The sequence below is a fragment of the uncultured Microbacterium sp. genome (assembly GCF_963524805.1).
In the GTDB taxonomy this organism is placed as follows: Bacteria; Actinomycetota; Actinomycetes; order Actinomycetales; family Microbacteriaceae; genus Microbacterium.
Map to the genome: position 1 here is coordinate 615,448 of NZ_CAURGG010000001.1, position 12,355 is coordinate 627,802.

The following is a 12,355-nucleotide window of genomic DNA, read 5'->3' on the forward strand; positions in this document are numbered from 1 at the left end:
GCCCCGGGATCCGCCGATCCCGGGGCGTTCGGTCGTACGATCGACCATGGCGCACACGATGAGCACCGCAACCGTCGTCGCGATCGTCGGCGATCAGTCCGAAGAAGCCCTGGCCAGTCTGGGCGGCATCCGCGGTGTGGATGTGCTGTCCCTGCACGGAAGCGAGACGACGATCGCCACCCGGCGCATCGCGGCCGCAACGACGCCCTGGGTGGTCCATGACGCCGATCCGCTCGCGCACGTCGCGGCAGCGTGGGTCGAGCTCTTCGAGGAGCGCTCGACACTCGGAGCCCTGGAGGTGGAGGTGGAGACGGCGATCGCGCTCTTCGACAGAGGCTCGGCTCTCATGCCCGACTACTACATCGTCCTCGAACCGGAAGAGGCCCCCGACACCTGGCGACACTGGTGGTGCGGTGCGCTCGGACACCGGGCTCCGCAACGGGTGCTCACCTCGCACGCCCCGACCACGCCGCGGGATGCCGCTCTGCGCCGGCTTCTGAGCAATCTTCCCTCTTCGCGCCCATGGCCCGACCCCGCTTCGTGGCTCCCCCACCTTCCGTTCGAGATCCCCGACCGCGTCGGCCTGCGGGACGTCACGTGAGCGCTGCCCGCGAGCCCTGGCGGTGGGCGTGGACGGTGGCCCTTCCGGTCGGCGTTGCCGGCGCGATCCTCGGTCTGCTGCCCTGGCTCGCGTACGGCGCCCGGCTGCCGGCCCAATTGCTGTGGGATCGCGATGTCCGGCCCGAGGCCATGCCGTTCGCTCTGCTCCCCTTCAGCTTCGTCACCGTCATCCTGATCTTCTCGCTGCTGATCGTGGGGGCGGCGGCGGCGGGTATCGGCGGCCGGGCGTTGCGCGTCCGCGGATGGGGCCTCGTGCTGCTCGTTCTCGGGGTGCTGCTGGTTCAGGTGGGCGCGACGGTGCAGACCGTCGGCGCCGTGCGCGCCGGGCTGCAGGACCGCCTCGAATCGAACGTCTACGTGTTCGCGCTCGTGGCCGGGACGGGACTGTCGATCCTCGTCGGCCTCGTCGTGACGGTTCTGATCGCCGGAGCGCCGCGCGCCGGTGCGCTCATCGGTCTCACGATCGGCGCCATCGGGATGACCGCGTGGATGGGCCAGCTCATCGCACCGGTCGCCCAGGGCGACAGCGGTTCTGCGACCGCCGCGGTGATTCTGCCGTGGGTCGCACCGGTGCTGACGGGCATCGCGATCGCGTGGAGCGGGATCGACTCGGCGGGACGCGTCATCGCCGCCCTGGCTGCCCTGGTGCTCATCTGGGTCGCCCCCGCCGTGACGACCGCATTGTTCAATGCGCTCAGCAATCAGGTGCTCGTCCGTTCCTCCTCCGACGTGATCGACTACGCGATCGGGGTGTTCCAGGCGGCGCTGCTCACCCCGGACCTGGCTCTGCGCCCGATCCTCGCGACCGCTCTCGTCGCCGGCGTCGGGCTGGGGGTGCGAGCGCTCGTGACCCGCGCGCCACGGCGAGCACCGGCATCCGCCACGTCCGACTGATCACGGAACCCTGCGGCCGACCCATCCCGCCAGCAGGGCGTGGAGCAGGGGCAGCACCGACACGGCCATCAGCACGGTTCCGAAGACGGCGTCGTCGATGCGCAGGATCGCTCCGCCGATGAAGAGCGCTGCGAACAGCACCGCCGAGAGGACCCGGCGTGCGGTGCGCTCGAGACTTCCGATGCGCCGCTCGAGACGGGGGTTCTGCACCGAGACACGTCCCTGTTCGATGCGCGTCGTCAGGTCATCGAGCCGCTGGGGCAGCCGGGCGACCGTGCCGACGACGCTCACGGTCTGTCTGCCGAAGGCCTGGACGACGTTGCCCCCCTCCTGGCGGATCAGCTGGCCGGCGTAGGGTTCGACGGCGTCCCAGATGTTGAACGCCGGGTTGAGCGAGCTGCAGTTTCCGGACACCAGAGACATGGCCCGGATGATCAGCAGGAAGTTCTCGGGAAACTGGAACGGCAGGGACCGCACGACGTCGCCGAATTCGATCGCGAAGGCGCGGAATTCGCGCGGATCGACCTCCTGCAGCTCCGCGAAGCCCATCCCGCCGAACCGCGCGAACAGCTTGGTCATGGCCCGTTCCAGCTCGGCGGTGTCAGCCGACGGGAGAAGGACCCCCACTTCCCGGATGCCGTCGACCATGCCCTTGCCGTCCCGGGAGGCCGCGGCGATGAGCACGCGCCGGAGCCCGCGCCGCAGGCCCGGTGGCACCTCGCCCATCATCCCGAAGTCGATGAACGTCAGGTGCCAGGCCCGTCCGCCCTCGACCGCAGGTTCGTGGGGAGTGACGAAGATGTTGCCGGGATGGGGATCCGCGTGGAAGAAGCCGTCCTTGAAGAGCTGGTCGAACATCACCGAAGCGAACTCGATCGCCACCTCGGCCGGGTCGATGCCGGCCGCCCGCAGACCGTCCACGTCATTGATCTTGATCGCGGTCACATCCTCCAGCGTGAGCACCCGGCGCGTGGTGCGCTCCCAGACGATGGCCGGGACGCTGACCCGGCCGTCACCGGCGAAGTCCCGCTCGAACCGCTCGGCGTTGGCCGCTTCGTTCAGGTAGTCGATCTCCTCGAGGCTCGTCGCGGCGAACTCCTCGACGAGAGCGGGCGCGTCGACGCGGTCGGAGACGAGGCGGATGCGGCTCAGCCAGTCCCCGACCCGTCGGAGCGCGCGCAGATCGACATCGACGACCTGATCGATCCCCGGCCGCTGGATCTTGATGACGACATCGCGCAGACCGGTCTGCAGTGCGTCGTCATCCGAGAGCGTGGCGCGATGGGCCTGCCCCAGGGATGCTGCCGCGAGCGGGATCGGATCGACGAAGGTGTACGCCCGCTCCAGGGGCACACCGAGTTCAGCTTCCGCGAGCGCCCGGATGGCCTCGAACGGAACCGGAGGAACCTCGTCCTGCAGCCCCTCGAGCTCCTTGGTGATCTCCGGCGGCAGCACGTCGAGGCGGGACGACATGAACTGACCGACTTTGATCATCAGTCCGCCCAGATCGACTGCGAGGGCGTGGAACCGCCGCGCGAAGCGCTGCAGTCGAGCTCCCCTGCCGCGCGCCGACACTGCAGCCAGGCCGATGCGCGGCAGGAACAGCTCGAACCACCAGGTCTGGGCGAGGTACAGCGCGGCGAACCGCGTGATCCTGCGATAGCGGGCCCGCATGCTGCCGGCGTCGGTCATCGAATCTCCACGATTCCTTGGAACTCAGGGCCGACGCGCGGCACGCACCGCGGCGAACTGGCGAGGATCAGTCCTGGGCGAGGATCGAGAAGATCTTACGGCGCGCGTCATCCAGCACCGCGATCGCCTCCTTGACCTGCTCGGGGCTTCCCGAGCGCCCGACCTGCGCCACGGCCTGGGCGAGATCGATGCCCGCCTTGGGCAGCGCGCTCGCTCGGCCGCTGCGTCCGCCCTCCCTCGAGCTCGAGCTCTCCCACGGCGCCGACTTCTCGGCCGCGGCGTCCGCCACTTCACGGCCTTCGGGGGTCAGCGAGTAGGTCTTCCGGCCACCGGCCTCCTCGGCCTTGATCAGACCCTCATCGGCCAGCAGCTGGAGCGTCGGGTACACCGACCCGGGACTCGGCTTCCAGCTTCCGCCGCTGCGCTCCTCGATCTGCTGGATGATCTGGTACCCGTGCATGGGCTTCTCGGCAAGGAGCCCGAGCACCGCCGTGCGCACATCTCCCTTACCCATGCGGGTGCCGGCGCCCCCGCCGACGCGCTGCTCGAACTGGCCGCGCAGCTGCTCCATCGCCTCCCACAGACCTGTCATCGGCCAGCCCTGACCGGAGCCTCGCGTGCTCCCGCCGGCATTGCCGCCGAACCAATCGCCCATGTTCGAACCGCTCATGATGACCTCCTTCGCGCCGTTGCCCGGTCGGCTCAGCGATACTCAACGATATATCGTTCAGATGCGGCCGGCGCGGGTTATGGGGATGCTTTCAGGTTCAGCCCGCGGACGGACCGTCAGGCCGACGTGCTGAACCGCTCGGCGGACGCGACCTGCTCAGCCACCCGCCGCAGCGCCAGCAGCAGCGGTTCCACGATCACCGAGCCCAGCACCACGTAGCGGACTGCGGCCTCGACAGACTCGGTCGGTACGCAGGCGATCTCGGCGTCGGCGAGGCGACGGATCGAATCCAGGTACACGGGCATCACCTCGGCTGGAACCTCGAAGCCGGCCCGCTCGATGCGGTGCAGTGCGCGCGCGACGCCGGCGAGCACGTGATCGTCGCACAAGCCCGGCCGCCATCCGAGTCCCGCCACCAGCCGCTCGGCGTCGGACAGGTCCAGCAGGTCGTCGGCGGCCGGGGTCACCGCAGCGTGGGCAGCGCCCAGAAGGTCATGCGCGGCGGCCGGAGGGTCATCGAGCGCCGTCAGCACCTTGCGGGTCTCCGCGATGGACACGCCGGATTCGATCAGGGCGCGCACCACCCGCAACCGCTGGACGTGCCGGTCGTCGTATGACGCCTGCGTGGGTGAGCTGCGCTCGCCCTCCGCAAGAAGACCCTCACGCAGGTAGTACTTGATCGTCGGCACCGCGACGCCGGTGCGCTCCGCCAATTCCGAGATCCTCATGCCTCACCCCTTGACTTCGATAGTAGTGCTATCCAATATGGATAGCACTACTATCTAGGAGTCGTCATGAGCAGAGTCATCGCCGGTCGCAACACCCACAGCTACGACGGCGAACTGGTCGTCTTCCACATCGGCATGCAGATCAACAAGTGGTGGCGGCCCGATGTCTGGATGCCGGTCTTCCGCGCCATGCCCGCGATGCTGCGCGAGCTCAGCGTGGAGCCGGAATCCGGCTTCCTCGGCTACGAACTGCTGCTCGGGTCCGGGGGTCCGTATGTTGTGCAGTACTGGTCCTCGATCGACAAGCTCTACGCCTACGCATCCGAACCGGCGCAGCAGCACCGCCCGGCGTGGTCACGCTTCAACAGGGCGGCGCGCAAGGCACCGGGCGCCGTGGGCATCTGGCACGAGACGTTCCTCGTGGAGCGTGCCGAGAGCGTGTACGTGTCGACGAAGCCGATGGGCCTGCCCAAGGCCACCCGGCTCGTCCCGATCGCCCGAAAGCATGATCGGGCTCCGGCTCGATTCGTCGACGGCAGGACGGCTGCTGTCACGACGGGCTAGGCTCCTCGAACCCCTCCACCCTCTCCACCGGCTGGCGCAGGATGGTCCGCAGCTTGGCGGGGTCGGCCCGGCGCGGGTCGCTGAGGTAGATCTCGTGATGACGCCCGGTCATGCGCAGGCTCCGGGACGGGATGACCTCGCGATGCAGTCGGTCCAGCGCCGGACCCTCGTCATCGTAGGAACCCACGTGCAGCAGCTGCAGACACGGGCCTTCGTGAAGCGTCTCGAGTCGGAGCCGGTGCACCATCGGACCCTGCGACGCCGCAGCGGCACGCGCGTAGTGGTCATCGGTGATCCAGTCGGGCGTCAGGATCATGGCGGTCCAGTCCCACTGGGACTTGTCGCGGCGGTAGGTGAAGCTCGTCATGTCCTCCGCCCACCAGAGGGCCTCGAGGGGCATCACGACGTAGTCCCTGTCCATTTCCTTCTTGCTCATGAACTTCAGCGGATAGGCCACCGAGTACAGCGTCTCGACGGCCTCCGCGTAGACCGGAGTGTTCGGATCACCGTGTCCGTCGATCATCAGATAGCGCAGCGGCGGCACGTCGATCATGTCCCAGGAGCCGGTCGCAGCCCGATACCCCGGCAGCTCCTTCTTGAGGTCGATCTTCATCGCGACCCGCGCCGCCCGCGCGCGACCTGCGCGGCGATGAGCCGCCAGCCGACCAGACCGAGCAGCAGCGCAAGCGTCGCGACGATGATGAAGGGCACCGCGATCCCCTGTCCGGATGCCGCCCGCAGCAGCATCCCGCCGATCACGGTCGCGGCCCACACGCCCACGCCCGTCCGCAGCGGAGCAGCCGGAGCACGCCATGCCCGGGTGACCAGCCACCCGACGGCGAGTCCGGCCAGGAACGGCCAAGCGGTGCGCCAGAGTCCGCCGAGGACGTCGGAATCGTGGCTTGCGCGGCCCAGCGCGGCGAATGCGATCACGAGGACGACATCGAGCACGAGCGCGAGGAGGATCGCCCGCGTGCCCGGCCGAGTGATGGATGAGCCGGCGGTCATCCGAGTGTCGCCGAGGGAGCGATGTGCGGGGTCAGCGCCTCACGCTCGTCGAAGACGAAGCACTCACCGGTCCAGTGCTCACCGCCGACCGCGTCGAAGTACCCGAGGATCCCGCCCTCGAGCTGCAGGGCCTCGATGCCCTGTTCCCGCAGATAGAGGGCGGCCTTCTCGCAGCGGATGCCGCCCGTGCAGTAGGTGACGACGGTCTTTCCCTCGAGGTCGGCGCGGTGGGCGGCCACGGCGTCCGGAAAGCGGCTGAAGCGGTCGATGCGCCAGTCGATCGCGTTCGCGAAGGAACCGTAGCCGACCTCGAATGCGTTGCGGGTGTCCAGCAGCACGAGATCGCGACCGTCATCGTCGCGGCCGTCGTCGATCCAGCGCCGCAGCGTCGCGGGCGCCACGGCCGGCGCCCGACCGGCAGCGGGGCGGATCGTCGGGTGGTCCATGCGGATGATCTCGCGCTTGACCTTCACGAGCATCCGGCCGAACGGCTGCCGCTCCGACCAGCTCTCCTTGGCCGTGAGGGCGTCGAAGCGCGGGTCCTCGCGCAGTTCGGCGAGGAAGCCGCGAAGCCGCGTCTCATCGCCGGCGAGAAAGAGGTTGATCCCCTCTTCGGCGAGCAGGATCGTCCCTTTCAATCCCGCACGGCCCGCTCGTTCTCGGACGACACCGCGCAGAGCGTGCGGGTCGTCGAGGCGTGTGAACAGGTACGCCGATACGTTGAGGACGGAAGGCACCGCACCAGCGTACGTGCAACGCGGAACGGTGCGCCTGCACATGCATTGACCGGCGACCACAGCGGGTCTAGGGTGAGCGCCAGAATCGCCGGCCCGTTGGGGCGCGCCGGCGTTTCCGACGAAGTACCCGAACGGAGTCGTCATGCCCTCGCGCCGCCCTCGTCTCACCCTCGCCATCTCGACGGTGGCCCTTCTGGCGGTCATCGCCACCACGGCGATCGCCGCGCCGGCGATGGCGGCACCACCGCCTGACAAGGGCAAGCCGAGCCCGACCGCAAGCCCGACACCGGACCCATCCCCCAGCGAGCCGGCCCCGGCTCCCAGCGATCCGGCCCCGGCCCCCAGCGAGCCCGCCCCCGCACCCAGCGAGCCCGCCCCAGCGCCGTCGGAGCCCGCACCGACGCCGACGACACCATCGCCCGCACCCTCGCAGCCTGCCCCGGCACCGTCGGACCCTGCACCCGCGCCGTCTCAGCCTGCGCCGGCGCCATCGGAGCCGGCACCCGCACCGGGCGCCAGGGCATTGATCACAGCCGCGGTCGCCTATCCGCGGGTGATGGCAGCGGCAGGCGATTCGATCACGCTCGCCTACAACTCAGCGGGGTACGGCTCGTTCCCGCAATACAGCTGGTCGACCGGGACCGCCTCAACACTCAATTCCCTGAAGCAGCGGCTGCAGAGCGCATCCGCGACGACGATCACGGGTGTGAATGTCGCTCAAGTCGGGGCGAACTCGGGAAACCTCACTGTCCAGGTGACCTCCGCGGTCGCCGCCAGTGCCGATTATCTGACGGTTGAGATCGGGGCAAACGACGCGTGCACGCCGACGGTCGCGGGAATGACGGATACCGGGGTCTACCGGACGCGCATCGCCGCGGCGTTGACGCAGTTCCTCGCTGCGAAGACCGACAGCAAGGTGTTCGTGGCCAGCATCCCGAATCTGTATCGCATGTGGTCGCTCTCCAAGGGCAAGTTCGGTGCCCGCTTCATCTGGGCAACGGCGAAAATCTGCCAATCGATGCTGGCAAACCCGACCAGTACCAACAGCACCGATGAGAATCGCCGCCAAACGGTTCAGGCGCGCGTGACCGCCTACAACACGATCCTGCAAGAGGAATGTGCCAAATTCGCGGGCCGCTGCACGTTCGACAACAACGCGGTGGCGAACTACCAGTTCACTTCGACGCACATCTCCACCGCTGATTACTTCCATCCGAGCGTCGAGGGTCAGCGCGTGCTCGCCACGATCACCTGGGCGGCCAACCCGTACAAGTGAGTCCTCGCCCTACACTCCGAAGGGTGAGTTCAGAAGTCGTCAGTGCGTACCTCGATCGGACACCGGAGGCCGCCAGAGCTGCGCTGGCCGAGCTGTGCCGCATCGTCGCGGACAGCGACCCGCGCGTTCGCGCCGAGATCAAGTGGAATGCTCCGAGCTTCACGATCGATGACCACTTCGCGACCACCGGACTGCTGAAGGCGGGCGGGATCCGCCTCGTGCTGCACACGGGGTTGCGGCGGAAGGGACCGCCCCGCGCCGTCGTCATCGACGACCCGGAAAAGCTGCTGGACTGGAGGGATGCCGACCGAGCGGTCGCCGTCTTCGCCGACGCGGACGACGTCCGTCGCAACGAGCCGGCGCTGGTCGTGATCCTGACTCAGTGGATCGCTCAGACGCAGCGGCTGACGTCGTGAGTCCGATCGAGCCCGGGCGCTACCGGCACTTCAAGGGTCGGCTCTACGAGGTGATCGGGACGGCCCGCCACACCGAGACCGAGGAGGAGTTCGTGGTCTACCGCGCGCTCTACGGCGAGGGCGGGCTCTGGGTGCGACCGCGTTCCCTGTGGGACGAGCACGTGGAACGGGACGGCTACGCCGGACCCAGATTCGTCAGGACCGACTGAGGGCCGATCGTTCCGCGCACGGCACGCACAGCGTCGCGGCCGGAAGCAGCAGGAGGCGTCCGCTCGGAATCGGGGCACCGCACGAGGCGCACGCGCCGTACGTGCCGTCCGCGATCCGATCCCGAGCCGCATCGAGCTCTGCCAACTCACGCTCGGCGTCTGCCCGCTGCCCCTCGGCGCGCGACCACTCGGTCGACAGGGTCGAGCCCTCCGGGTCGTGCTCGTCGTCATCGTTCGCGTCGCTGCGGGCGACGCGGATGCCGCTCAACTGGGCCTCGATCGCGACCAGACGCGCCGCCGCCTCGCGACGGCGGTCATCGATGACCCTCGTGACGTCGGCGGAACTCACGCGATCGCCTCGGCGATCGGCACCTCGCCGCCGTTGAATCGGATCGTGCGGCCGATCGTCGCTGGCTCGTGCAGCGTCGCTGCCACCACCGCCGCGACGTCGGCGCGGCTGACCGAACCGGACTCGGCCGCATCGACGTCGATCCGCCCGGTCGGCGCGCCGAGCGTCAGCGCACTCGGGCCCAGCACCGTCCACGACAGGGCGCTCGAGCGCAGGTGAGCGTCGGCCGCGGCTTTGGCCTCCGCGTACGCGAAGAAGGAGTTCTCGGCCGGGACTTCGTGATCTCTGCGCGCTCCGAAGTACGAGACCATCACGTAGCGCGTCACGCCCGCCGATGCCGCAGCATCCATCGACCGGATGGCAGCGTCGCGATCGACGGCGTACGTGCGCTCCGGGCTGCCGCCGCCCGCTCCTGCCGACCAGACGACCGCGTCGTAGCCGGTCACGAGTTCGGCCAGCTGATCGACCGACAGCTGCTCGACATCGGCGATGACCGGCGCCGCTCCCGTCTGCTCGACATCGGGTCCGTGCGCGGCATTGCGGATCACGCTCGCGACCTCGTCGCCGCGCCCGACGAGCAGGGGGGCCAGCAGCAGCGCGACCTTGCCGTGACCGCCGATGATCAGGATCCGTGACATGTGTGCCTCCGTGCTCGATTGCCCTCAACGCTACGCGCCGGGCCCGACGGCCGGTCAGGAGTACGCGACAAGCGAAGCTACTGCGCTCGCCCGGCGAGCGCTCGGGCGATCTGGTTGATCTGGTCCGGACCGACCCGGCAGCAGCCGCCGACCAGGCGTGCACCTCCGTCGACCCACCCGCCGGCGGAGGCCGCAATGGCGGATGCCTCTCCCGACCACGTCCGCGCACCGGCGTGCCACATCTCGCCGCTGTTCGGATAGGCGACTCCGGGGCGCCGCCCACCCAGGGCGGTGAGGGCGGCGCCCACCTCGGCCGTGTCGCAGCAGTTGACGCCGATGGCGACCACCTCGGGCAGGGCGGCGGCCAGGGCGAATGCCTCGGCGAGCGACTCGCCCGAACGCAGGCGACCGTCGGCCACCGTCACGCTCACCCATGCCGGAACACCCACGTCGACCAGTTCGGTGCACAGCGCTTCGAGTTCGGCCAGCGACGGGACGGTCTCGATGGCGATGGCGTCGGGTTCGGCTGCCACCAGCGCGTGCAGCCGCGGCCGGTGCCATTCGCGCAGCTGAGTCACATCGAGGCCGTAATCGCCGGTGTACTCGCTCCCGTCGGCGAGGGACGCGCCGTACGGGCCCACGGATGCCGCCACCCAGGCCTCTTCGGGAGTGAGCCCGCTGTCGGCTCGGGCCTGCCGGGCGAGCTCCACGCTGCGCACCAGCAGATCGTCGGTACCGCTGCGATCGACACCCGCCTCTTCCAGTGCGGCGTAGCTGACCTGATACGACGAGCTGATCGCGACCCGTGCTCCAGCGGCGAAGTACTCGGCGTGAGCGCGCCGGATGGCATCCGGCTCGTCGAGGAGGAGCCGGGCCGACCACAGGGAGGACGAGAGGTCGCGGCCGTGTGCCTCCAGCAGTGAGCCGAGGCCGCCGTCCAGGACGACCGGACCGTCGGCGAGGGCATCGGCGAAGGAGCTCACCGCGTCAGTCTAGGCAGGCGCGAGCCCCACCCCGGTGCGCGCTACGCATTGCCTATGAGCTGAATGTGAGGGGCCGATTCTTAGCGTGACCTCAGAATCGGCGCTCCACGATGAGGTCATGACCACTCTCGCACCGCGCACCCGGCCCGTCGGTGCAACGGCCATGCCCGCGAGGGCCGCCGTGCACCGCACACCGCGCACCGCGATCTGGCACGCCGCCGCGACCGCCGTGATCTGGCTGACGAGCCTGTTCGTCGTGGCCCTGTGGGTCATCGGGGGTGGGATCACCGCAGCCCTGGGATTCAACGCCGAGACCCTCACAGCCCTGGGCCGCCTCACGGGCCTCGTCTCGGCGAACCTGCTGCTGTATCAGGTGCTGCTCATGGCGCGGATCCCCCTGTTCGAGAAGGGCTTCGGGCGGGATTCGATGACCAGGATGCATCGCTTCGTCGGATTCTGGTCTTTCTGGCTGATGGGCGCGCACATCGCACTGCTGGTCCTGGGGTATGCGGCCACCGCGGCGATCAACCCGCTCGTCCAGCTGTGGGAGTTCGTCTGGGACTACCCCGGCATGCTGCTGGCCACAGTCGGCACCGGCTTCATCCTGCTCGTGGTCGCGACCTCCATCCGCCGCGCCCGCCGAAAGCTGCGGTACGAGTCCTGGCACCTGCTGCACCTGTACGCGTACCTCGGTGTGGGCCTGGCCCTTCCCCATCAGCTGTGGACCGGTGCGGATTTCCTGTCCTCTCCGCCGGCGACCCTCTATTGGTGGACGCTGTGGGGCGCGGCGGCGGCATCCGTCCTCATCTTCCGCATCGGCGTTCCCCTCGTCCGCTCGGCACGCCACGGCATCCGCGTCTCGTCCGTCCAGCGCGACGGAGACAGCGGGGTCACCGTTCTGATGACGGGGAGGGCGATCCCCCAGCTCGGCGCACGGGCCGGCCAGTTCTTCATCTGGCGGTTCCTGGACGGAGCCGGCTGGACCCGCGGTCACCCCTTCTCGCTCTCCGGCGTTCCGGGTTCGCCCGGGCTGTCGATCTCGGCGCGGATCAGCGGCGACGGCACCCAGCGACTCACCCGGCTGCGCCCCGGCACGAAGGTGCTGATCGAGGGCCCGTACGGCCACATGACGGGCGATGTCCGAAAAGGAACCAAGCTGCTGATGATCGGCGCCGGCGCCGGGGTCGCGCCGCTCGTGTCGCTGCTCGAAGAACAGCCCTACGCTCCGGGCGCCGCCACCCTGGTGACGCGCGACCACACCGACGGCGACGCGCTGCGCCGGGACGCGATCCGCAACCTGGTCGCCCACCGCGGCATGGTGCACGCGCCCCTGTCCGGCCCCCGCAATCCCGGCCCCTCGTCGTGGCTCTCCGCCGGTCACGGCGCATGGCGGGGGCCGGACCTGATCCGCTACCTCGCGCCCGATCTCGAGGCCTATGACGTCTTCGTCTGCGGCCCCGTGCCGTGGATGGCCTCGGTCATCGGGGACCTCCGGCGTGCCGGCGTCGCGACCGACCGCATCCACTCCGAAGCATTCACCATCTGAGCTCGGCCGGCATCCAGGAGCAGA

The 12,355-nt window shown here is 69.3% G+C and carries 16 protein-coding genes; 7 read left to right on the top strand and 9 right to left on the bottom strand.

Annotated elements, in window-relative coordinates; all coding sequences use genetic code 11:
* The first annotated feature begins 58 nt into the window (after positions 1-58).
* Together RWQ91_RS02995 and RWQ91_RS03000 are read left to right on the top strand one after the other, a co-directional pair.
* Positions 59-601 (top strand): hypothetical protein, encoded by a 543-nt coding sequence (locus RWQ91_RS02995; RefSeq protein ID WP_314502538.1) that lies wholly within the window; start codon positions 59-61, stop codon positions 599-601.
* Positions 598-1,515 (top strand): hypothetical protein, encoded by a 918-nt coding sequence (locus RWQ91_RS03000; protein ID WP_314502539.1) that lies wholly within the window; start codon positions 598-600, stop codon positions 1,513-1,515. Before RWQ91_RS02995 ends, RWQ91_RS03000 begins: the two co-directional genes overlap by 4 nt.
* Here RWQ91_RS03000 and RWQ91_RS03005 read toward each other — a convergent pair whose 3' ends face one another.
* The 3 genes from RWQ91_RS03005 to RWQ91_RS03015 form a co-directional block, all read right to left on the bottom strand.
* Positions 1,516-3,207: an AarF/UbiB family protein gene (locus RWQ91_RS03005; protein WP_314502540.1), complete on the bottom strand. Its 1,692-nt coding sequence runs from the start codon at positions 3,205-3,207 to the stop codon at positions 1,516-1,518.
* Between the two features lie 67 nt (positions 3,208-3,274).
* Complete coding sequence (locus tag RWQ91_RS03010) at positions 3,275-3,877, bottom strand: PadR family transcriptional regulator (RefSeq protein ID WP_314502541.1); 603 nt, start codon at positions 3,875-3,877, stop codon at positions 3,275-3,277.
* A gap of 116 nt (positions 3,878-3,993) precedes the next feature.
* Positions 3,994-4,605 carry a MerR family transcriptional regulator gene (locus tag RWQ91_RS03015; protein ID WP_314502542.1) on the bottom strand — a complete coding sequence of 204 codons (612 nt, stop codon included), beginning with the start codon at positions 4,603-4,605 and terminating at the stop codon, positions 3,994-3,996.
* A gap of 66 nt (positions 4,606-4,671) precedes the next feature.
* Here RWQ91_RS03015 and RWQ91_RS03020 point away from each other — a divergent pair, with 66 nt between their 5' ends.
* A complete protein-coding gene (locus RWQ91_RS03020) occupies positions 4,672-5,169 on the top strand; it encodes a DUF4188 domain-containing protein (protein ID WP_314502543.1) in 498 nt (165 codons plus the stop codon).
* Here the strand turns inward: RWQ91_RS03020 and RWQ91_RS03025 are convergent.
* The 3 genes from RWQ91_RS03025 to RWQ91_RS03035 are packed head-to-tail and all read right to left on the bottom strand — an operon-like array spanning position 5,156 to position 6,914.
* Positions 5,156-5,782 (bottom strand): GyrI-like domain-containing protein, encoded by a 627-nt coding sequence (locus RWQ91_RS03025; RefSeq protein WP_314502544.1) that lies wholly within the window; start codon positions 5,780-5,782, stop codon positions 5,156-5,158. The genes RWQ91_RS03020 and RWQ91_RS03025 overlap by 14 nt on opposite strands.
* The gene (locus tag RWQ91_RS03030) at positions 5,779-6,177 is read right to left on the bottom strand and encodes a DUF3054 domain-containing protein (RefSeq protein ID WP_314502545.1); all 399 of its coding nucleotides are present in this window, start codon (positions 6,175-6,177) and stop codon (positions 5,779-5,781) included. Before RWQ91_RS03030 ends, RWQ91_RS03025 begins: the two co-directional genes overlap by 4 nt.
* Entirely contained in the window at positions 6,174-6,914 is a 741-nt protein-coding gene (locus RWQ91_RS03035; RefSeq protein ID WP_314502546.1) for a sulfurtransferase, read from the bottom strand. Before RWQ91_RS03035 ends, RWQ91_RS03030 begins: the two co-directional genes overlap by 4 nt.
* Positions 6,915-7,470: 556 nt before the next feature.
* On the opposite strand from RWQ91_RS03035, the gene RWQ91_RS03040 reads away from it, so the two are divergent.
* From RWQ91_RS03040 to RWQ91_RS03050, 3 genes are read left to right on the top strand one after another with little or no spacing between them, the layout of a single operon-like run.
* A complete protein-coding gene (locus RWQ91_RS03040; protein ID WP_314502547.1) occupies positions 7,471-8,190 on the top strand; it encodes an SGNH/GDSL hydrolase family protein in 720 nt (239 codons plus the stop codon).
* Between the two features lie 23 nt (positions 8,191-8,213).
* Positions 8,214-8,606: a DUF1801 domain-containing protein gene (locus RWQ91_RS03045; protein WP_314502548.1), complete on the top strand. Its 393-nt coding sequence runs from the start codon at positions 8,214-8,216 to the stop codon at positions 8,604-8,606.
* On the top strand, positions 8,603-8,815 hold the full coding sequence (locus RWQ91_RS03050) for a DUF1653 domain-containing protein (protein WP_314502549.1): 213 nt from the start codon (positions 8,603-8,605) through the stop codon (positions 8,813-8,815). The genes RWQ91_RS03045 and RWQ91_RS03050 overlap by 4 nt, the downstream gene beginning before the upstream one ends.
* On the opposite strand, the gene RWQ91_RS03055 is transcribed toward RWQ91_RS03050, so the two are convergent.
* The 3 genes from RWQ91_RS03055 to mmuM form a co-directional block, all read right to left on the bottom strand.
* Complete coding sequence (locus RWQ91_RS03055; RefSeq protein ID WP_314502550.1) at positions 8,802-9,164, bottom strand: TraR/DksA family transcriptional regulator; 363 nt, start codon at positions 9,162-9,164, stop codon at positions 8,802-8,804. The two genes, RWQ91_RS03050 and RWQ91_RS03055, sit on opposite strands and share 14 nt — an antisense overlap.
* Entirely contained in the window at positions 9,161-9,802 is a 642-nt protein-coding gene (locus tag RWQ91_RS03060; protein ID WP_314502551.1) for an NAD(P)H-binding protein, read from the bottom strand. The genes RWQ91_RS03055 and RWQ91_RS03060 overlap by 4 nt, the downstream gene beginning before the upstream one ends.
* Before the next feature lie 77 nt (positions 9,803-9,879).
* A complete protein-coding gene (mmuM, locus tag RWQ91_RS03065; RefSeq protein ID WP_314502552.1) occupies positions 9,880-10,785 on the bottom strand; it encodes a homocysteine S-methyltransferase in 906 nt (301 codons plus the stop codon).
* Positions 10,786-10,903: 118 nt separating this feature from the next.
* On the opposite strand from mmuM, the gene RWQ91_RS03070 reads away from it, so the two are divergent.
* Positions 10,904-12,331: a ferredoxin reductase family protein gene (locus RWQ91_RS03070; RefSeq protein WP_314502553.1), complete on the top strand. Its 1,428-nt coding sequence runs from the start codon at positions 10,904-10,906 to the stop codon at positions 12,329-12,331.
* Positions 12,332-12,355 lie beyond the last annotated feature (24 nt).

Coding starts and splice junctions, on each gene's coding strand:
- RWQ91_RS02995 (WP_314502538.1), top strand. CDS start 59: ATGAGCACCGCAACCGTCGTCGCGATCGTCGGCGATCAGTCCGAAGAA.
- RWQ91_RS03005 (WP_314502540.1), bottom strand. CDS start 3,207: ATGACCGACGCCGGCAGCATGCGGGCCCGCTATCGCAGGATCACGCGG.
- RWQ91_RS03010 (WP_314502541.1), bottom strand. CDS start 3,877: ATGAGCGGTTCGAACATGGGCGATTGGTTCGGCGGCAATGCCGGCGGG.
- RWQ91_RS03015 (WP_314502542.1), bottom strand. CDS start 4,605: ATGAGGATCTCGGAATTGGCGGAGCGCACCGGCGTCGCGGTGCCGACG.
- RWQ91_RS03020 (WP_314502543.1), top strand. CDS start 4,672: ATGAGCAGAGTCATCGCCGGTCGCAACACCCACAGCTACGACGGCGAA.
- RWQ91_RS03025 (WP_314502544.1), bottom strand. CDS start 5,782: ATGAAGATCGACCTCAAGAAGGAGCTGCCGGGGTATCGGGCTGCGACC.
- RWQ91_RS03030 (WP_314502545.1), bottom strand. CDS start 6,177: ATGACCGCCGGCTCATCCATCACTCGGCCGGGCACGCGGGCGATCCTC.
- RWQ91_RS03040 (WP_314502547.1), top strand. CDS start 7,471: ATGGCAGCGGCAGGCGATTCGATCACGCTCGCCTACAACTCAGCGGGG.
- RWQ91_RS03060 (WP_314502551.1), bottom strand. CDS start 9,802: ATGTCACGGATCCTGATCATCGGCGGTCACGGCAAGGTCGCGCTGCTG.
- RWQ91_RS03070 (WP_314502553.1), top strand. CDS start 10,904: ATGACCACTCTCGCACCGCGCACCCGGCCCGTCGGTGCAACGGCCATG.